Below are 18,693 nucleotides of genomic sequence, written 5' to 3'. Positions count from 1 at the left end.
GCCCGGCGAGCGCCCGGCGTGCGAGGGGACCCCCTCATGAGCGACCTTGCCAAGCGGATCGTCCAGGCGGCCGACATCGTCACCGTGGCGCTGGACGAGCTGTTGCCGCGCGCCGACGGTCCCGAGAGCCGCCTGACCGAGGCCATGCGCTATGCGGCCCTGGGCCCGGGCAAGCGCCTGCGGCCGTTCTTCGCCCTGGAAACGGGCAAAATGTTCGACCTGCCCGAGCGACCGGTGCTGCGCGCGGCTTGCGCGCTGGAGTGCATCCACGCCTACAGCTTGGTGCATGACGATCTGCCGGCGATGGACGACGACGACGTGCGTCGGGGGCGTCCCACCGTGCACAAACAGTATGACGAGGCCACGGCCATTCTTGCGGGCGACGCGCTGCAGACGGCCGCCTTCGAGATCATGGCCCATCCCGACACCCACGACGACGGCCATGTCCGCTCGGAGCTGGTGCGCAAGCTGGCCATCGCCTCTGGCGCGCGCGGCATGTGCGGCGGCCAGATGATCGACCTCCTGGGCGTTCGCGACGACCTGGGCGCGGTGGCGCGCATGCAGCGCCTGAAGACGGGCGCGCTGATCGCCTTCGCCTTTGAAATTCCGCTGATCATCGCCCGCGCCAAGGACGCCGAGCGATCGGCCCTGATGGCGTTCGCCCAGGACCTGGGCCTAGCCTACCAGATCGTCGATGACATCCTCGACGCCGAGGGCGACGAGGAAACCCTGGGCAAGGCCGCCGGCGGCAAGGACGCCGTCAAGGGCAAGGCCAACTACGTCACTTTGTTGGGGTTGGATGCGGCCAAGGAGCGCGTGGCGCTTTTGGCCGAGCAGACGCGTTCCCATCTCGAAATCTTTGGCGAACGAGCCGAACATCTCCGCGTGAGCGTTGATTTCGTGCTGGACCGTCGCAACTGACCGCGCTTTTTACAGATATGTCATCCAAAACGCCTCTCCTCGACACCATCGTCTCGCCCGCCGACACGCGCGGGCTGTCCCTCGCGGAGCTGAAGCAGCTTGCGGCGGAGGTACGCGCCGAGACGATCGACGCCGTGTCGGTGACGGGCGGACACCTGGGCGCGGGCCTGGGCGTGGTCGAGCTGACGGTCGCCCTGCACCACGTGTTCGAGACGCCCAAGGACATCGTCATCTGGGACGTCGGCCACCAGGCCTATCCGCACAAGATCCTCACGGGTCGCCGCGACCGCATCCGCACCCTGCGCCAGGGCGGCGGCCTGTCGGGCTTCACCAAGCGGGCCGAGAGCGAGTACGACCCGTTCGGCGCGGCCCACGCGGCAACCTCTATCTCGGCGGCGCTGGGCTTCTGCGCCGCGCGTGACGCCAAGGGCGAGGACAACAGCGTCATCGCCGTGATCGGCGACGGCTCGCTGGGCGCGGGCATGGCCTATGAGGCGATGAACGCGGCGACCGACACCACCAAGCGCCTGATCGTCATCCTCAACGACAACGACATGTCGATCGCCCCGCCAGTGGGCGGCATGAGCGCGTACCTCGCCAACCTCGTGTCGGGCGGCGCCTATCGTTCGGTGCGCAAGCTGGGCAAGACCGTCGTCGAGAAGCTGCCCACGCCGATGCGCGAAGCCGCGCGCAAGGCCGAGGAATACGCCCGTGGCATGGTCACCGGCGGCACCTTCTTCGAGGAGCTCGGCTTCTACTATGTCGGCCCGATCGACGGCCACGACATGGACGCCCTGGTCAGCGTGCTGAAGAACGCCAAGGCGTTCGGCGACAAGCCGGTGCTGGTCCACTGCGTCACCCAGAAGGGCAAGGGCTACGCCCCGGCCGAGGGCGCGGCCGACAAGCTGCACGCGGTGGTCAAGTTCGACGTCGTCACCGGCCAGCAGCAGAAGGCGGCCGGCGGCCCGCCCAGCTACACCAAGGTCTTCGCCCAGGAACTGATCAAGCAGGCCGAGAAGGACGACAAGATCGTCGCGATCACCGCCGCCATGCCCTCGGGCACCGGCCTTGATCTGTTCGGCAAGGCTTTCCCCGAGCGCACCTTCGACGTCGGCATCGCCGAGCAGCACGCGGTGACCTTCGCTGCGGGCATGGCGGCCGACGGCATGAAGCCGTTCGCGGCGATCTATTCGACCTTCCTGCAGCGCGGCTACGACCAGGTGGTGCACGACGTCGCCATCCAGGGCCTGCCGGTGCGCTTCGCCATGGACCGCGCCGGTCTCGTCGGCGCCGATGGTCCCACCCACGCCGGCAGCTTCGACATCGGCTTCATGGGCGCTCTGCCGGGCATGGTGCTGATGGCCGCCGCCGACGAGGTGGAGCTGGCCCGCATGGTCGCCACCGCTGCGGCGATCGACGACCGCCCCAGCGCCTTCCGCTATCCGCGCGGCGAGGGGCTGGGCCTGGACATGCCGGCCATCGCCGAGCCGCTGGAGATCGGCAAGGGTCGCATCGTCCGCGAGGGAACCAGCGTCGCCATCGTCTCGTTCGGCACCCGCCTGTCTGAGAGCCTGAAGGCCGCCGACCTGCTGGCCGCGCGCGGGCTTTCCGCGACGGTCTGCGACGCCCGCTTCGCCAAGCCGCTGGACCTTGATCTGCTGCTGCGCCTGGCGCGCGAGCACGAAGCCATCGTCACGGTGGAAGAGGGCGCCATGGGCGGCTTCGGCGCCTTCGTGCTGCAGGCCCTGGCCCAGCACGGCGCTTTCGATCGCGGCCTGAAGATCCGCACGCTTTGCCTGCCGGACGTCTTCCAGGATCAAGACAAGCCTGACGCGATGTACGCCCAGGCCGGTCTGGACGCCGAAGGCATCCTGAGCGGGGCGCTGTCGGCGCTGGGCATGGACAATGTCAGCGCGGCGGGCACGGGGCGGCGGGCTTAATCACGGCCGCAGCTGCCGGGGCAAGACCGCTGACGTCTTTCGTCAGCGGTGCGCGTGCTGGATTGTCGTCGGCATCAGTTTTGGGGAGTCCTGGGATGGCGCAGGCGACGAGGTTGGGAGCGGTGCTAAGGTCCCTATCGTGCGGCGTCGTCGGCTTGCTCATCATCGCAGCGGCCCCCGTCAGCGTCGCGCAGGTCTGGCGTTCGGACTCAGGGCAGGGGACTTACACGAACCCGCCGCTCAATGCCGACTATCCCGATCCCGACATCATCCGGGTCGGCGAGGACTTCTATTTTGCCTCGACGACCTTTGTGAACACGCCCGGCTTGGTGATCCTGCATTCCAAGGACCTGGTAAACTGGGACATCGCCAGCCACGTGATGCCGAGGCTGACAGGCAACCCGAAGTACGACCTGACCGAGGGCGGTGATTATCGGCGCGGCGTCTACGCCCCTAGCCTGCGCTATCACAAGGGCCGCTTCTACGTCGCTGTGACGCCAGTGGGCGGCCGCACGCGGATCTACTCGGCCGCCGGGGTCACCGAGCCCTGGACGATGTGGGAGCTCGACCGCGAGGCCTTCGATCCCGGCCTGTTCTTCGACACCGATGGGAAAGCCTATATCGTAACGTCGATAGGCTCGGACGGCACGATCACGCTGCTGAGCCTGAACGACGACCTGTCCGCCGTGGTCGACGCGCGCGTCGTCCACTTCAACAAGGGCGCTGAAGGCTCCAAGCTGATCCGGCGTGGCGACTGGTACTATCTGTTCAACGCTATTCCCTCTCGCCTGGGACTGACGGTTTCGCGCGCCAAGAGCCTCACCGGCCCTTGGGAGACGCGGCCTCAAATCGATGACACGACAGGCGGGCACCAGGGCGCACTCGTCGATTTGCCCGACGGAGGCTGGTACGGCTTTGTCATGCTGGACGCTGGCGCAGTGGGTCGCGTGACCAATATCAGTCCGGTGTTCTGGCAGGACGACTGGCCTGTGTGGGGCACGCCCGAGGCCCCCGGCCGGGCGCCCGCCAGCGCCGTGAAGCCGATCCAGGGCCACCCGTTCAAGGAGCCGCCCAGCTCTGATGATTTCTCGACGAGCGTGCTGGGGCGCCAATGGCAGTGGAACCATAATCCTGACGACCAGCGGTGGTCACTGACCGAGCGGCCAGGGTTCATGCGGTTGAAGGCGACAACGAGCGACGCCTTTTGGACCGCTCGAAACACGCTCGTTCAGAAGGGGCAGGGACCGCGAAGCCGGGGCGTTGCCAAGCTGGATATTCGGGGGCTGGCGGTCGGCGACCAGTGCGGCCTCGGCTCCTTCGGCAAGTTTTCGAGCCAATTGGTCGTAACCCGAACCTCAGAGGGCCAGGGGGCGGTCAGCGCACGCTTGATCGAGAGCACGGTCCAGGGATCAAAGATCCTCTCGGTCTCCCAGCCTCACAAGGTTGCTCCGACCGATCTGTGGCTGGCTGTGACGATGGACTTCACGACCGACAAAAGCACGCTGAGCTACAGCCCGGACGGCAAGGCCTGGGTCACGCTGCCGGGTGACTTTCCGTTGGCGTTCGACTGGAGGACCGGCACCTTCCAGGGCGAGCAGTTCGGCCTGTTCTGCTACAATCCCAACGGTGGGCAAGGGCGGCTCGACATAGACAGCTTCACCTTGGGCAAACCCTAGGCGCGACCTTCGGGTCTAGGCGCCGCAAGCCTTGAAGAACGCGTGCACCTGCCCTTGATCGTGGGCTTTAGCCGCCAGGCTGTGGCGCTTGTCCTTGGTGAGCACGGCAAGGGCGCCGGACTGACGGAACGCCTTAAGCGCCGGGGCGCTGGCCTTCCCTCGCGCTTCGAGAAGATCGCCGCTCATGGGATCCTGGACCTTCACGGCCTCAAAGCGGCTCTGGGTCCGGCCAGACGCCAGAACCAGTTCAGCCTCGCTTAGGCCCGCCACGGCGAGATCGATCTGGTCGCGGCCCGGCTGGCAGCGGATCATCATCACGACGTCGTCGCTGTTGGGGCGGCCGTAGGCGAGGCGGGGCTCTGCCGTGTCGTTACCGAGATAGGCCCATTGGTACCCGGTCGACACCATCCTTTCGTGCGCGCAGCCGGCGAGGGCGGTCGCGAGTGAAAGGGCGGCCAGGGCGAGACTGCGGGGCGACATGACGATGATCCTCCTGATCGGATCAACGCTGAGCGCACCTGAACGGCTCCTGAAACGCATCGGGCGCGGAAGCCTCTCGGCCGCCGCGCCCGACAATTGTGTCCGGAAAGCCGCGCCTAGAAGGGCGAGAACTTCTCGACCAGCGACTGGCCGGCCGGGGTCTTCTGCACGCGGCTGATGTCGCCGCGGCCGCCGTAGCTGATGCGGGCTTCGGCGATCTGGGTGTGACGGATGGTGTTGGCCGAGGAGATGTCCTCGGGGCGCACGATGCCCGCGACCGTCAGCTGGCGCAGCTCGGCGTTGGTGCGCACTTCCTGGGTGCCCTGGATGACCATGTTGCCGTTGGGCAGGACCTGGCTGACCACGGCGGCGATGGTCAGGCTGATCTTTTCCGAGCGGCTGACGCCGCCCGAGCCGGCGTTGGTGAAGGCCGAGTTGGTGTCCACAGCGGTGGCGGGATCGAAGCCGCCCGGCAGCACCTTGCCCAGGCTCGACTCCAGGCCCAGGAAGTTGCTGACCCCAGCCTTGCCGGTCGAGGTGCGCGAGCTGTTGGTGGCGTTATTGGTGCTGGCGCTGTCGTCGATGTCGATCATCACGGTGACGATGTCGCCGACGCGGCTGGCGCGCTGGTCGTTGAAGAAGGCGCGGGCGCCGACGCGCCACAGCGAGTTGGCCGAGGCCGCCTGCGGGGCGGGCTCGCGGGCCGACACATACTGCTGCTGCATGGGGGCCAGCTGGGCCGGGTAGCCGACCGGGGCCAGCTCAGGGCCTTTGACGGCTTCCTTGACGGTCGAGCAGGCGGCCAGCGGGGCCAGAAGAACGGCGGCGGCGAGGATGGCGGGACGACGCATGGTCTTTGGCCTCTTAGCGAGCAGCGAAACGGAGGGGTTGCGAACGAGCTTGCAAGGTCTGGGCCTGCGGGCCGACGGCGGCGACGCCGGGGCCGATAGCGACCGCTTGAATGACCTTTTTCGACAGGGTGTTCTGGACGGCGAACACATCACCGGCGGCCGCGCCGCCGATGGCCTTGCCTTGCAGCGACAGGGAAATCCCGCCGTCCTCATAGGTGATGGTGATCAGATCGCCGGCCTTGATGACCTGGGCGGCGGCGACATCCTTCATCGCGACAGGAGCGCCTTCGCGCAGGGGGCGCTTGGCGGCGAGGCCGATGACGGCGTCGGCGTCGCGGGGCGCATCGGCCGGCGCGCCGGCCATCTTCACCCAGATCAGATCTTCGGGCTGGACGATTTCGCCGGCCGACAGGCTGCGGGCGTAGGCAAGAACTTCCACATTGGCGCGCGCGGCGCCGGCAAGACGGGCTCCGGCAAGCTGAGCGCCGGCCGTCGCGGTCGACGAGACGCCGCCGTTATCGACGCCTTCGCGGACGATGATCCGGCGCACGCCGTTGGCGTTGGTCCAGTCGTAGCCGGCGCGACGGGCCGAGACCTGCACCTGGCCGGCGTCGAGCACGGCGGTGGCGCCGATGCGGGGGGCGACGACCAGGTTGGCGGCGGGGCCGCTGACGCCGTCGAACAGATCGCCCAGCGTGATGCGGCCATCGGCGTCCGTGGTGTCCATCCGCAGGGTCACCGGCGTTCCGGCGAAGGCGGGCGCCGACAGAGCGGTGATCACCAGGGTCGCGGCGGCGGCGAAGAGAAAGGTTTTCATGAGCTTACGACCGCATCTGCGAGGTGGCTTGCAGCATCTGATCGGCCGTCGAGATCACCTTCGAGTTCATCTCGTAGGCGCGCTGGGCGGTGATCAGGGCGGTGATTTCCGAAACCGCATCGACGTTCGAGGCTTCGGTGTAGTGCTGCAGCAGCATGCCAAAGCCCGGTTCGCCCGGGGCGGCCAGGGTCGCCGCGCCCGAGGCGGCGGTTTCCAGGAGCAGGTTGTCGCCGATCGCTTCCAGGCCGCCTTCGTTCAGGAAGGTGGCCAATTGGATCTGGCCGACGGTCTGGGGGGCGGTCTGGCCGTCCAGCTTGACCTGCACAAGGCCGGTCTTGCTGATCGTGATGTCGGTGGCGTTCTGCGGGATCGTGATGCCCGGCTGAACCAGATAGCCGTCTTCGGTGACGATCTGGCCCTGATCATTGGTCGAGAAGTTGCCGGCCCGGGTATAGGCGGTTTCGCCCGACGGCAGCAGGACCGGCATATAGCCCTTGCCCTGGATCGCCAGGTCCAGCGGGCTGTCGGTCAGGGTCGGGGTGCCTTGCTCGGTGATGCGATAGACCGAACCGGCCTTGACGCCGCCGCCGACCTGCACGCCCGTCGGCACGATATTGCCGTCGCTGGACGACTGCGAGCCCGCCCGCTCGATCGTCTGGTACAGCAGGTCCTGGAACTCGGCCCGTTGGCGCTTGAAGCCAACGGTGTTCATGTTGGCGATGTTGTTCGAGATGACTTCGACGTTCAGCTGCTGAGCAGCCATACCCGAAGCGGCGGTGCGGAGTGCTTGCATCGGCTAGCGTTCCTTAATTGACTTTGCCCAGCCGCTCGACGGCGGTGCGCGAGAGTTCGGCGGTGTTGTCCATCATCTTGGCGACGCTCTCGTAAGCGCGCTGGATCTCGATCAGCTTGGTGATCTCGATGACCGGTTGGACGTTCGAGGATTCCAGCATGCCCTGGTGGATCTGGGCGTCCGTGACGGGCTGCGGGGCGGTGTTGGTCGTGTTGCGGAAAAGGTTGTCGCCGTCCTTGGCGAGGCTGGAGAGGTCGTCGGGGCGCACGATCGCGATGCGGCCGGCCCGCAAGGCGCCCTGGCTGACGATGCCATCCTTGCCGATGGTCACGGGACCCAGGCGCGGATCGATCGTGATCTGGCCGCCGCCGTCGTCCAGCACCGGCGCGCCGGCCTGGGTGACTAGGACGCCTTCGGGATTGGTGGTGAAGCGGCCGTCACGCGTATAGCGCTCGCCGCCGGCGGTCTGGACCTTGAAGAACCCGATGCCATTGATCGCCAGGTCGTAGTCGCCGCCCGTCTTGGTCATCGGGCCCTGGCTGAAATTGCGGGCGACGCCGGTGTCCAAGACGAACTTGACCGGCGAGGAGCCGTCGAGCGTCTTGGCCGGCTTGGCTTGCTCGGTGCGGACCATCAGATCCTCGACCTTGAAGCCCGTGGTGTTGGCGTTGGCGATGTTGTTGGCCACGATGTCGAGCTCGCGGCGCAGCGTCATCTGACGCGAGAGGCCGACATAAAGCGCGTTGTCCATGGCGAGTTAACTCGGGCGGCTGACGCGACAAATGCGTCACGCCCTCAGAAGCAACCTTCGTGCCAACGCTAAAAGCTCTTATAAATCAATAAATAGGAAGGTTAACGCCGGGGTGCGGGGCGGACTCTGCCGGGCAGATTCAGCCTGCGACCAATTGCCCGCCAAAACACATCGTTAACCATGCTTCGCGCATGAGTACGGGTGTAGATTCCAAGGAACCGCGCGCGTGGCCAAGAAACCCGACAAGGAAGCTCCCGCTCCCGAAGGCGAAGAGGGCGCTGAGGGCGAAGCTCCGGCGAAAAAGAAGCCGCCAATCCTGATCATCGCCATCGCTGCGGGCGTGCTCGTCCTGGGCGGCGGCGGCGCTGCGGCCTTTTTCCTCCTGAAGCCGAAACCGGCCGCTGAAGCGGGCGAGCACGGCGAGAAAAAGGAAGAGAAGAAGGAAAAGAAAAAGGAAGAGAAGAAGGAAGAGAAGAAGGACGGCGAGAAGGGCGCAGAGGGCGCGGCGGGAACGCCGGTCATCAAGGAAGGGCCCGACGGTATCGTGTTCTACACGCTGCCCGACATCGTCGTGAACATGCAGACGGCCGACGGCAAGTCGACCTTCCTGAAGCTGAAGCTGACCTTCGAGCTGCCCGACGAGGAAACGGCCGATGAGCTGACGCCGAATCTCCCCAGGTTGCAGGACATGTTCCAGACCTTCCTTCGCGAGCTTCGCCCTGAAGACCTGAACGGCAGCCAGGGCACCTACCAGCTGCGCGTCGAGCTGCTGCGCCGGGTGAACCTGGTCGCCGCGCCGGCCAAGGTGAACGCCGTGCTCATCGAGGAGATGCTGATCAACTAGCCCCTGGGGCTGGTTGGGCGAACGATTATGGCGGACGAGCTCGACGATCAGGCGGCGATGGCCCAGTGGGCCTCGGAGAACCCTCCCGGCGGCGGAGAGGGCGTGAACCAGTTCGGCGATTTTTCCGGCGGCATGGGCGGCTGGGACGACGGCGCCGGCGATGGCGCCTCCGAGCGGATCCTGAACCAGGACGAGATCGACAGCCTTCTGGGCTTCGATCTTTCGGGCGATGGTTCCGACGACCGCACGGGCATCCGCGCCATCATCAACTCGGCGCTCGTTTCGTACGAGCGTCTGCCGATGCTGGAAATCGTCTTCGACCGCCTCGTGCGGTTGATGACGACCTCCTTGCGGAACTTCACCTCGGACAACGTCGAGGTCAGCCTCGACAACATCAGCTCGATCCGTTTCGGGGACTATCTGAACTCGATCCCGCTGCCGGCCATCCTGGCGGTGTTCCGCGCCGAGGAACTGGACAATTACGGCCTGCTGACGGTCGACTCCAACCTGATCTACTCGATCGTCGACGTGCTGCTGGGCGGTCGTCGCGGCACGGCGGCGATGCGCATCGAAGGCCGGCCGTACACCACGATCGAGCGCGTGCTGGTGCAGCGCATGATCGAGGTGGTGCTGCATGACCTGAAGAGCGCGTTCGAGCCGCTGCATCCGGTCAACTTCTCGCTCGACCGCCTGGAAACAAACCCGCGCTTCGCCGCCATCGCCCGTCCCGCCAACGCGGCCATCCTGGTCAAGCTGCGGATCGATATGGAAGACCGCGGCGGCCGTATCGAGCTTTTGCTGCCCTACGCGACGCTGGAGCCCATCCGGAAGATGCTGCTGCAGCAGTTCATGGGTGAGAAGTTCGGTCGCGACAACATCTGGGAAGGCCACTTGGCCACCGAGCTGTGGACCACGCAGATGGAGGTCCGCGCGGTCCTTGACGAGCAGCAGGTGCCGTTGTCGCGCGTGCTGAACATGCAGGTTGGCGACACCCTGATGCTGAACGCCACGCCCGACAGCCTGGTGGAGCTGCGCGCCGGCGCCATCCCGCTGACGCGCGGCCGCATGGGACGCCGCAACCATTCGATCGCCGTCCGCGCTGAGGCGCCGCTGACGCCGGCGGCGAAGAAGGCCGTGCAGAAGCTGAAATGAGCATCGTCGCCCTCGCCATGAACGGCTTCCTGGCGGTGCTGCTGATCGCGGCGCTGATCTTTGGGTGGCGGCTGGAACGCCGGCTGAAGGCGCTGCGCGACAGCCACGAAGGCTTCGCCAAGGCGGTCGCTGATCTGGACCAAGCCGCCGCGCGGGCCGAGCAGGGCCTTGCCGATCTTCGCGCCGCGACCGACGAGGCCGCCGAGACCCTGGCCGTCCGGATCGAGCGCGCTCAGGCCCTTGCGACACAGCTGGAAGAGCGGGTCAACCGGCCCGCACCGCCCGTGGCGCAAACCGCGCCGGACCGCGAGACGCCACCGCGTCCAACGCGCACGATGGAGCCTCCGCCGACCGGCTCACCCGGCGAGCGTCGGCTGTCCGCGGCGGATTTCGAGCGCCTGCTGGAGCGCGAAGATCGGGCCGAGCGCGCTGTTCGCGGCGAGCCGGTTCCGCGCCCGGCGCCGCGCCCAAACCTGAGCCAGGAAACCCCGCGTTCACGTGCGCGGGTTGATGATGACCTGTTCGACGGGCCGGTTGATCCGCCGCGCCCCGCCAGCAATCCACGAGCGCCACGCCGATGAAGAACATTCCGCGCATCCTGCCCCTGATCGGCGTCGCCGCAGGCGGCGTGCTTGCCATCAACGCCCTGTCGGGCGCCAAGTCGCTGCCGGACCTGGTCAGCGGCGCCAAGGCGTTCGCAGAGGGCGCCGCCAAGCCCGAGGGCAAGGAAGGCGAAGAAGCACCGTCCGCCGAAGGCGCGGGTCAGCCGGCCGCCGCCAAGGCGCCGCCGCCCCGGGTCTGCGCGCCGTCGGCCGACGCCCTGGCGCGCGAGGCGGGCCTGTCGCCTGCGGAGCTGCGCATCCTGCAAAGCCTGGGCGCGCGACGTGGGCAATTGGATCAGCGCGAGCAGGACATCGACGTCCAATTGCAGCTGCTGGCGGCCGCCGAGGCCAAGCTGGACGCCAAGATGAAGGCTCTGACGGGCCTGAAGGGCGATATCCAGGGGCTGTTGGGCCAGGTCGACGCTCAGAAGCAGGCTGAGGTTGATCGGTTGGTGGTCGTCTATCAGGGCATGAAGCCCAAGGACGCCGCCGCGCGGATGACCTTGCTGTCGGATGAGGTTCGCCTGCCGATCGCGGCCAAGATGAAGGAAAAGACCCTGGCGATGATCCTGGCCAACATGGCCCCGGGCGACGCCAAGATCCTGACCGAACGCCTGGCCTCGCGCCTGACCAATCCCGCGGTCGACAAGGGCAAGGCGGCCGTCGCCGACAACGCTGCGCCAGGCCAGCGCGCCGCCGGCCCCCTGGCGGGCGCCGCGCCCGCCGCCGCCAGACCGCCCGCCAACCAGGCTGGTTAAGGGAGGCCCATGACCCTCCGCCAGCTCCTGCGTTCCAGCGTCGCCGCCGCGTGCATCGCGGGCACGCTGGCGCCGACCGGCTACGCCGCGCCGCCGCCGACCGCGGCGCGCGGGGCGCTGGACGTGCGTGTCGCGCAGGCGGCGGAGTTCTCACGCGTCGAGTTCCACTGGGCGGGCGGCGCGCGGATGACGCCGGTGCGGCAGGGGCAGACCCTGATCCTGCGCTTCAGTCGTGACGCCAATCCCAATCTTTCCGCGCTGAAGATCGCGCCGCCGCGCTGGATCAAGTCGGCGGATGCGCGCCGCGTTAACGGCGTGCTGGAGATCGTTCTCACCCTGACCGATGACGCCGACGCCAAGCTGGGCACGGCGGACGGCGTCGACTTCGTCAACATCTACCCCAAGGCTGGCGCCATCGCGTCCGCGGCGGCGGCCTCTCCGGCGGCTGCGCCGGCGCCGATCGGTCGTCCCAATCCCATGCCGCGCGATGGCGTGGTCCGTGCGGGCATCGACCGTCGGGACGGTCAGGTCACCCTGTCGTTCGACTGGGCCGCGCCGGCTGGCGCGGCGGTCTTCCGACGGGGCGAGGCGGTGTGGATCGTCTTCGATACGCCCGCGCGGCTGGACATCTCCAAGCTGCCCGGCACGACGCCGCGCTATTCGAAGCTGCAGGTCTATCGCGGTGCCGACTATGTCGCGCTGCGAGTGGTGGCCCCGCCTGGCGAGCCCTATGTCGCGGTCGGCTCAGGCCCATCCTGGCGCGTCAGCTTCGGCGCGGGCCCGCAGCAGAGCCCGGACATCATCCAGGTCACGCGCGCCGAGAAATCGGCGTCGGCGGGGCTTTCCGCAGCCGTTGCCGGGGTGACGCGGGCGATCTGGGTCGACGACCCCGCCGTGGGCGATCGCATGATCGTCGCGCCGGCCCTGGCTCCGGCCAAGGGCCTGCCGTCGCGTCGCGAGTATGTCGAGTTCGCGCTGCTGCAATCGGCGCAAGGCTTGGCCGCTGAGGCCTACGCGGCCGACCTGATGGTTCAGGCGCAAGCCGACCAGGTACGGATCGGCCGGCCCAAGGGTCTGGCCCTGTCGCCAGCTTCGGCGGCCGCCCCGCCCGAAGAAGCGACCGCCGGCGCGCCGCAGCCGCTTTCCATGCCGGCGCTGATCGACCTGGAGGCCTGGCCCAAGACGGGGTCCGGCGGGTTCCTAGCCCGCTACAACGCCTTGCAGAGCGCTGTATCCGCCGCAAGCGACGATGAAGCCGATGTCGCCGCGCGACTGGCGCTGGCGCGGTTCCTGGTCGGTTCGCAGATGTCCTTCGAGGCGATCGGGGTTCTGAACGCCGGCGCGCGCAAGCACCAGACCATGATGGGGAACCCGGAGTTCCGCGGTCTGCGCGGCGTGGCCCGCGTGCTGGCCGGCCGTCTTTCGGAAGCCGATGCGGATTTTTCCTCGCCGGTGCTGGCCGACGAGCCCTCAAGCGCCCTGTGGCGCGGCTACATCTCGGCCAAGAACGGTCAATGGCTGGATGCGCGCACCCAGTTCGCCAACGGCTCCCGCGCGCTCGACCTTTTCCCGCCGATCTGGCGCGCGCGCTTCCTGAAGGCCCAGGCCGAGGCCGCGCTGGGCGTGGGCGACCTGACGGGGGCCATGCAGTCGGTGACCAAGGCCTTGGCCCAGCCGAAGATCCCCATCGAGGACCAGCTGGACATCCGGCTGATTCAGGCGCGCATCTTCGAGGCCAAGGGCGAAAAGGTGCGCGCGCAGCGCATGTACACCGCCATCGCGAAAGCGCCGATCAATCGCATCGCCGCGCCGGCCACGCTGCATGCGACCCAGCTGCAGTACGCGCGCGGCGAGATCAACGCGACCAAGGCCGCCGAGACGCTCAATCAACTGCGCTATCGCTGGCGGGGCGATGGCGTGGAGCTGGAAGTCATCCGCGCGCTGGGCAAGCTCTATATCGACCAGGGCCGGTATCGCGAGGCGCTGGAGGCGCTACGGTCCGCTGGTCGACGCCTGTCGGACCGCCCCGAGGCCGTCGCGCTGCAGAACGATCTCTCCGAAGCGTTCCGCCAGCTGTTCCTGCAAGGCCTGGCCGACGGCATGCAGCCTATCCAGGCCGTGGGTCTGTTCTACGACTTCCAGGACCTGACGCCGATCGGCGCCGACGGCGACCAGATGGTGCGCAACCTCGTGCGCCGCCTCGTTGACGTCGATCTGCTGAACGATGCGGCGAAGCTTCTGAAGTATCAGGTCGAGAACCGCCTCAACGGCGTTCCCAAGGCCCAGGTCGCGACGGATCTGGCCTGGATCTACTTGATGGACAAGAAGCCCGAGGACGCGCTGAACACGATCAACGCCACGCGCACGACGATCCTGCCGCCAGCCCTGAACGCCGAGCGTCGTCTGGCCACTGCGCGCGCCCTGATGGGGCTTGGGCGCTATGACGCGGCGCTAGATCTCGTCGAAACCGACACCAGCCGCGACGGGCAGGAGATCCGTGGCGAAATCGCCTGGAAGCAAAAGTCATGGCCGGCCGCCGGCGCGCTCTATGAGCGCGCGCTGGGCGACCGCTTCAGGACGGGCGGAGCGTTGAGCGCCGCCGAGGAGGCCCGACTGCTGCGCGCCGCCGTGGCCTATAGCCTGGCCGACGATGACGCGGCGCTGGGTCGACTGCGCGCCCGCTGGTCCGGCTTCATCGATACGGCAAGCAACCCCGAAGGTCTTCGGGTGGCGCTACAGGGCATGTCGCTGGGATCGGTGTCCCCCGCCGACTTTGGACGGGTCACCGCCGACAACGAAGCGTTCAACGGCTGGATCGGGCGCCTGAAGGAACGCTTCCGCACCGGGCAGCCGGCGGGCGCGCCCGCGCGCGCCGGCGGATAGGGCAGGGCTCACCTCAAACGCCCGTCTAAACGCCCCCGTAAGGGCAAGGCGTTTCGAGGCGGCGGGGGAATTCGCCAAATATCTGATCTGAAAACGAATTGGTCTTATGGCGGGCTCCGGGCGATTGGCCTAGTTAGGGCCCGCCGCGCGCCAATCGGATGGGCGTGACACGCGGCCGCTTGCCTTTCAGTCGCAGGCATGTCATGACAACGTTGTCATAGGGTGGACGACATTGGCTAAGAACAACGAAGCCGGCGATAACGGCCGCGAAGTCTTGGTGCTGCTGGGCGGAGCGGGCGATCTGGCGCTCCGAATGCTGCTGCCTTCGCTCTACTTCCTCGAACTTGACCGGCTGTTGCCGCATGATCTTCGGATCGTCGGCGTCGCGCGGGCTGACCACGACGCGGCCAGCTACAAGGCGCTGGTGCGCGAGCAACTGGGCAAGCGCGCCTCGGTCGAAGAGGCGGTCTGGAATCGCCTCGCCGCGCGTCTTGACTACGTCCCGGCCAACATCACCAGCGAAGACGACACCAAGAAGCTGGCCGAGCGCATCGGCGCGCACGGCACGCTGGTGATCTTCTTCTCGCTGTCGCCCAGCCTCTATGGTCCGGCCTGCCAGGCGCTTCAGGCCGCCGGGCTGACGGGTCCGCAAACCCGACTGATTCTCGAAAAGCCGCTGGGTCGTGACCTGGAAAGCTCCAAGGCCACCAATGCCGCCGTCGCCGCCGTGGTCGACGAGAGCCAGGTCTTCCGCATCGACCACTATCTGGGCAAGGAAACGGTCCAGAACCTGACGGCGCTGCGCTTCGCCAACGTGCTGTTCGAGCCGCTGTGGGATCGCAACACGATCGACCACGTGCAGATCACCATCGCCGAGACCGAGAAGGTCGGCGACCGCTGGCCGTATTACGACGAGTACGGCGCGCTGCGGGACATGGTGCAGAACCACATGCTGCAGCTGCTGTGCCTGGTGGCGATGGAAGCGCCGTCGGGCTTTGATCCGGACGCCGTGCGCGATGAGAAGGTCAAGGTGCTGCGCTCCTTGCGGCCCTTTACCAAGGAGACAGTCGCCCACGACACCGTGCGCGGTCAGTATGTCGCCGGCGTGGTCGAGGGCGGCGCGCGGGCGGGCTATGTCGAGGAGGTCGGCAAGCCGACCAAGACCGAGACCTTCGTGGCCATGAAGGTGGCTATCGACAACTGGCGTTGGGACGGCGTGCCGTTCTTCCTGCGCACCGGCAAGAACCTGCCCGATCGCCGCACCCAGATCGTCGTCCAGTTCAAGCCGCTGCCGCATAACATCTTCGGTCCGGCCACCGACGGCGAGTTGTGCGCCAACCGGCTGGTGATCGATCTGCAGCCGGATGAGGACATCTCGCTGACGATCATGAACAAGCGCCCGGGTCTTTCGGACGAGGGCATGCGCTTGCAGTCGCTGCCGCTGTCGCTGTCGTTCGGCCAGACCGGTGGGCGTCGCCGCATCGCCTATGAGAAGCTGTTCGTCGACGCGTTCCGTGGCGACCGCACCCTGTTCGTGCGTCGCGACGAGGTCGAGCAGGCCTGGCGCTTCATCGACGGCGTTTCGGCGGCTTGGGAAGAGGCCAAGATTGAACCGGCGCACTATGCGGCCGGCACCTGGGGGCCGCAGTCCGCTCAGGGGCTAATCTCGCCCGGCGGTCGGGCCTGGAAGGCCTGACGATGCCGCACACCCCCACCAAGCTCGAAGCCTTTGCGTCGCGCGAAGACCTGTACGACGCCGCCGCCTCGATCCTGGTCGGCGCGCTGACGACCGCCGTGGCCAGCCATGGCCGGGTCGGGTTCGCAGCGACCGGCGGCACGACGCCGGCGCCCGTGTACGATCGCATGGCGACGATGACGGCCCCGTGGGACAAGATCACGGTCACCCTCACTGACGAGCGCTTCGTTCCGGCCACCGACGCAAGCAGCAACGAGGGACTGGTTCGCCGCCACCTACTGGTGGGGGAGGCGGCCAAGGCCGGGTTCGCGCCGCTGTTCTTTGAGGGCGTGAGCCATGAAGAGAGCGCACGCAAGGCGGAGGCAGGCGTGAACGCCGCCACGCCGTTCGGCGTCGTCCTGCTGGGCGTTGGTCCGGACGGCCACTTTGCTTCGCTATTTCCGGGCAATCCGGCGTTGGCGGCGGGCCTGGACCTGACCTCCGAGCGTTCGGTCCTGGCGGCGCCCCCGGGCGATCCGGCCCCGGACATGCCGCGTTTGAGCCTGACCCTCGCGGCCCTGACGCGCACGGATTTGATCGTGCTGCTCGTCACCGGCGCGCCCAAGAAGGCGTTGCTGGAGGGCGACGTCGATCCGGCCCTGCCGGTCGCCGCCATTCTGAAACAGGACCGCGCCAAGGTCCGCATCCTCTGGGCGGAGTAGATCGCCATGAGCCTGAACCCTGTCATCGCCGCCGTGACCGCTCGCATCGTGGCGCGCAGCCAGGAAAGCCGCGCGGCCTATCTGGCCAACATGGAGCGGGCGATCGAGAACCAGCCGGGCCGGGGCAAGCTGTCCTGCGCCAACTGGGCCCACGCCTTCGCCGCCTCGCCGGGCGTCGACAAGGTCCGCGCGCTCGACCCGAACGCGCCCAATATCGGCATCGTCTCGGCCTATAACGACATGCTGTCGGCCCACCAGCCGCTGGAAGCCTATCCGGCGCTGATCAAGGACGCCGCGCGCGAGGTCGGGGCGACCGCCCAGTTCGCCGGCGGGGTGCCGGCCATGTGCGATGGCGTCACCCAGGGCCGTCCGGGCATGGAGCTGTCGCTCTTCTCGCGCGACGTGATCGCCATGGCCACCGCGGTGGCCCTGACCCACGACGCCTTCGATGCAGGCCTGTATCTGGGCGTCTGCGACAAGATCGTGCCGGGCTTGGTGATCGGCGCCCTGACCTTCAGCCACCTGCCGGCCCTGTTCGTGCCCGCCGGCCCGATGACCTCGGGTCTGCCCAACAGCGAAAAGGCCCGCATCCGCGCGCTCTACGCCGAGGGCAAGGTCGGTCGCGCCGAACTGCTGGAGGCCGAGAGCGCCAGCTATCACGGTCCGGGCACCTGCACCTTCTACGGCACCGCCAACACCAACCAGATGCTGATGGAGCTGATGGGCTTCCATTTGCCAGGCTCGGCGTTCGTTCACCCGAACACGCCGCTGCGCGAAGCTCTGGTCAAGGAGGCCGCCCGACGCGCCGCCGCCGTGACCAACAAGGGCAACGCGTTCATCCCCGTCGGCCGCATGATCGACGAGAAGTCGATCGTCAACGGCGTGGTGGGTCTGATGGCCACCGGCGGCTCGACCAACCTGGCGCTGCACATCATCGCCATGGCCGCCGCCGCAGGCGTGCAACTGACCCTGGAAGACCTGGACGACATCTCGAAGGCCACGCCGCTGCTGGCGCGCGTCTATCCGAACGGTTCGGCCGACGTGAACCACTTCCAGGCCGCCGGCGGCATGGCCTTCGTGATCCGCGAGTTGCTGAAGGCGGGCCTGGCGCACGAGGAAGTCCAGACGATCGCGGGCGCGGGTTTGTCGCTGTACGCCCAGGAGCCCGTCCTCGAGGACGGCGTGCTGAAGTGGCGCGAAGGGGCTCAGGAGAGCCTGGACACCGCCATCTTGCGTCCGGTCTCCGATCCGTTCAGCCATGAGGGCGGCCTGCGCCTGATGGCCGGCAACCTGGGCCGCGGTGTGATGAAGATCTCGGCCGTGAAGCCCGAGCACCATGTGATCGAGGCGCCCTGCGCCGTGTTCCAGGAACAGGAAGACTTCATCGCCGCCTTCAAGCGCGGCGAGCTGGACCGCGATGTCGTGGTCGTCGTCCGCTTCCAGGGGCCGTCGGCCAACGGCATGCCGGAACTGCACAACCTGTCGCCGTCGATCTCGGTGCTGCTGGATCGCGGCCATAAGGTGGCCCTGGTCACGGACGGTCGGATGTCGGGCGCTTCGGGCAAGACCCCGGCCGCCATCCACGTGACGCCCGAAGCGGCCAAGGGCGGACCCTTGGCCTATGTCCAGGACGGGGATGTGATCCGTGTCAACGCCGAGACCGGCGAACTGAAGATCCTGGTGGACGAGGCGACCTTGCGCGCTCGGACGCCGGCGAACGTCCCGGCGTCCAAGCCGGGCTTTGGTAGGGAACTGTTTGGATGGATGCGTGCGGGGGTCGGCGCGGCCGACGCCGGCGCGTCTGTCTTTGCTTGAGGAAGCGCTAGGT

The 18,693-nt window shown here is 67.6% G+C and carries 16 protein-coding genes; 11 read left to right on the top strand and 5 right to left on the bottom strand.

Annotated elements, in window-relative coordinates; all coding sequences use genetic code 11:
* Positions 1 to 36 precede the first annotated feature (36 nt).
* From CA606_RS12220 to CA606_RS12210, 3 genes are all read left to right on the top strand, one after another.
* Positions 37 to 921, top strand: coding sequence for a polyprenyl synthetase family protein (locus tag CA606_RS12220; protein ID WP_096050879.1), 885 nt, complete (start codon positions 37 to 39; stop codon positions 919 to 921).
* Between the two features lie 17 nt (positions 922 to 938).
* Positions 939 to 2,861 (top strand): 1-deoxy-D-xylulose-5-phosphate synthase, encoded by a 1,923-nt coding sequence (gene dxs, locus CA606_RS12215; protein WP_096050880.1) that lies wholly within the window; start codon positions 939 to 941, stop codon positions 2,859 to 2,861.
* Between the two features lie 95 nt (positions 2,862 to 2,956).
* On the top strand, positions 2,957 to 4,537 hold the full coding sequence (locus CA606_RS12210; RefSeq protein ID WP_096050881.1) for a glycoside hydrolase family 43 protein: 1,581 nt from the start codon (positions 2,957 to 2,959) through the stop codon (positions 4,535 to 4,537).
* Between the two features lie 15 nt (positions 4,538 to 4,552).
* Here CA606_RS12210 and CA606_RS12205 read toward each other — a convergent pair whose 3' ends face one another.
* The 5 genes from CA606_RS12205 to flgF all read right to left on the bottom strand — a co-directional run bounded on the left by CA606_RS12205 (position 4,553) and on the right by flgF (position 8,229).
* Positions 4,553 to 5,017 carry a hypothetical protein gene (locus tag CA606_RS12205; RefSeq protein ID WP_181242567.1) on the bottom strand — a complete coding sequence of 155 codons (465 nt, stop codon included), beginning with the start codon at positions 5,015 to 5,017 and terminating at the stop codon, positions 4,553 to 4,555.
* Positions 5,018 to 5,133: 116 nt separating this feature from the next.
* Entirely contained in the window at positions 5,134 to 5,868 is a 735-nt protein-coding gene (gene flgH, locus CA606_RS12200) for a flagellar basal body L-ring protein FlgH (protein WP_096050883.1), read from the bottom strand.
* A gap of 13 nt (positions 5,869 to 5,881) precedes the next feature.
* The gene (gene flgA, locus CA606_RS12195; protein WP_096050884.1) at positions 5,882 to 6,685 is read right to left on the bottom strand and encodes a flagellar basal body P-ring formation chaperone FlgA; all 804 of its coding nucleotides are present in this window, start codon (positions 6,683 to 6,685) and stop codon (positions 5,882 to 5,884) included.
* Positions 6,686 to 6,689: 4 nt separating this feature from the next.
* The gene (gene flgG / locus CA606_RS12190) at positions 6,690 to 7,478 is read right to left on the bottom strand and encodes a flagellar basal-body rod protein FlgG (RefSeq protein WP_096050885.1); all 789 of its coding nucleotides are present in this window, start codon (positions 7,476 to 7,478) and stop codon (positions 6,690 to 6,692) included.
* Positions 7,479 to 7,491: 13 nt separating this feature from the next.
* Positions 7,492 to 8,229 (bottom strand): flagellar basal-body rod protein FlgF, encoded by a 738-nt coding sequence (flgF, locus tag CA606_RS12185; RefSeq protein WP_096050886.1) that lies wholly within the window; start codon positions 8,227 to 8,229, stop codon positions 7,492 to 7,494.
* 226 nt (positions 8,230 to 8,455) lie between these two features.
* Here flgF and fliL point away from each other — a divergent pair, with 226 nt between their 5' ends.
* From fliL to edd, 8 genes are all read left to right on the top strand, one after another.
* On the top strand, positions 8,456 to 9,073 hold the full coding sequence (fliL, locus tag CA606_RS12180; RefSeq protein WP_096050887.1) for a flagellar basal body-associated protein FliL: 618 nt from the start codon (positions 8,456 to 8,458) through the stop codon (positions 9,071 to 9,073).
* 27 nt (positions 9,074 to 9,100) lie between these two features.
* On the top strand, positions 9,101 to 10,225 hold the full coding sequence (gene fliM, locus CA606_RS12175; protein ID WP_096050888.1) for a flagellar motor switch protein FliM: 1,125 nt from the start codon (positions 9,101 to 9,103) through the stop codon (positions 10,223 to 10,225).
* Positions 10,222 to 10,806: a DUF6468 domain-containing protein gene (locus CA606_RS12170; protein WP_096050889.1), complete on the top strand. Its 585-nt coding sequence runs from the start codon at positions 10,222 to 10,224 to the stop codon at positions 10,804 to 10,806. The genes fliM and CA606_RS12170 overlap by 4 nt, the downstream gene beginning before the upstream one ends.
* Entirely contained in the window at positions 10,803 to 11,585 is a 783-nt protein-coding gene (locus tag CA606_RS12165) for a MotE family protein (RefSeq protein WP_096050890.1), read from the top strand. Before CA606_RS12170 ends, CA606_RS12165 begins: the two co-directional genes overlap by 4 nt.
* A gap of 9 nt (positions 11,586 to 11,594) precedes the next feature.
* The gene (locus tag CA606_RS12160; RefSeq protein ID WP_096050891.1) at positions 11,595 to 14,468 is read left to right on the top strand and encodes a tetratricopeptide repeat protein; all 2,874 of its coding nucleotides are present in this window, start codon (positions 11,595 to 11,597) and stop codon (positions 14,466 to 14,468) included.
* 232 nt (positions 14,469 to 14,700) lie between these two features.
* Positions 14,701 to 16,164, top strand: coding sequence for a glucose-6-phosphate dehydrogenase (zwf, locus tag CA606_RS12155; protein WP_096050892.1), 1,464 nt, complete (start codon positions 14,701 to 14,703; stop codon positions 16,162 to 16,164).
* Between the two features lie 2 nt (positions 16,165 to 16,166).
* Positions 16,167 to 16,865: a 6-phosphogluconolactonase gene (gene pgl, locus CA606_RS12150; protein WP_096050893.1), complete on the top strand. Its 699-nt coding sequence runs from the start codon at positions 16,167 to 16,169 to the stop codon at positions 16,863 to 16,865.
* A 6-nt stretch (positions 16,866 to 16,871) separates the two neighbouring features.
* Positions 16,872 to 18,680: a phosphogluconate dehydratase gene (gene edd, locus CA606_RS12145; protein WP_096050894.1), complete on the top strand. Its 1,809-nt coding sequence runs from the start codon at positions 16,872 to 16,874 to the stop codon at positions 18,678 to 18,680.
* The last annotated feature ends 13 nt before the right edge of the window (positions 18,681 to 18,693 follow it).

Origin of the sequence: Caulobacter vibrioides (genome assembly GCF_002310375.3) — a bacterium.
Classification (GTDB): Bacteria; Pseudomonadota; Alphaproteobacteria; order Caulobacterales; family Caulobacteraceae; genus Caulobacter; species Caulobacter vibrioides_D.
This window is presented reverse-complemented; position numbering and strand designations above follow the sequence as displayed.

Bases quoted from the DNA above. Each gene is read 5' to 3' on its own strand.
- flgH (WP_096050883.1), bottom strand. From the start codon at position 5,868: ATGCGTCGTCCCGCCATCCTCGCCGCCGCCGTTCTTCTGGCCCCGCTG.
- CA606_RS12210 (WP_096050881.1), top strand. From the start codon at position 2,957: ATGGCGCAGGCGACGAGGTTGGGAGCGGTGCTAAGGTCCCTATCGTGC.
- fliM (WP_096050888.1), top strand. From the start codon at position 9,101: ATGGCGGACGAGCTCGACGATCAGGCGGCGATGGCCCAGTGGGCCTCG.
- dxs (WP_096050880.1), top strand. From the start codon at position 939: ATGTCATCCAAAACGCCTCTCCTCGACACCATCGTCTCGCCCGCCGAC.
- CA606_RS12165 (WP_096050890.1), top strand. From the start codon at position 10,803: ATGAAGAACATTCCGCGCATCCTGCCCCTGATCGGCGTCGCCGCAGGC.
- CA606_RS12205 (WP_181242567.1), bottom strand. From the start codon at position 5,017: ATGTCGCCCCGCAGTCTCGCCCTGGCCGCCCTTTCACTCGCGACCGCC.
- flgA (WP_096050884.1), bottom strand. From the start codon at position 6,685: ATGAAAACCTTTCTCTTCGCCGCCGCCGCGACCCTGGTGATCACCGCT.
- flgG (WP_096050885.1), bottom strand. From the start codon at position 7,478: ATGCAAGCACTCCGCACCGCCGCTTCGGGTATGGCTGCTCAGCAGCTG.
- CA606_RS12160 (WP_096050891.1), top strand. From the start codon at position 11,595: ATGACCCTCCGCCAGCTCCTGCGTTCCAGCGTCGCCGCCGCGTGCATC.
- CA606_RS12220 (WP_096050879.1), top strand. From the start codon at position 37: ATGAGCGACCTTGCCAAGCGGATCGTCCAGGCGGCCGACATCGTCACC.
- flgF (WP_096050886.1), bottom strand. From the start codon at position 8,229: ATGGACAACGCGCTTTATGTCGGCCTCTCGCGTCAGATGACGCTGCGC.
- edd (WP_096050894.1), top strand. From the start codon at position 16,872: ATGAGCCTGAACCCTGTCATCGCCGCCGTGACCGCTCGCATCGTGGCG.
- CA606_RS12170 (WP_096050889.1), top strand. From the start codon at position 10,222: ATGAGCATCGTCGCCCTCGCCATGAACGGCTTCCTGGCGGTGCTGCTG.
- pgl (WP_096050893.1), top strand. From the start codon at position 16,167: ATGCCGCACACCCCCACCAAGCTCGAAGCCTTTGCGTCGCGCGAAGAC.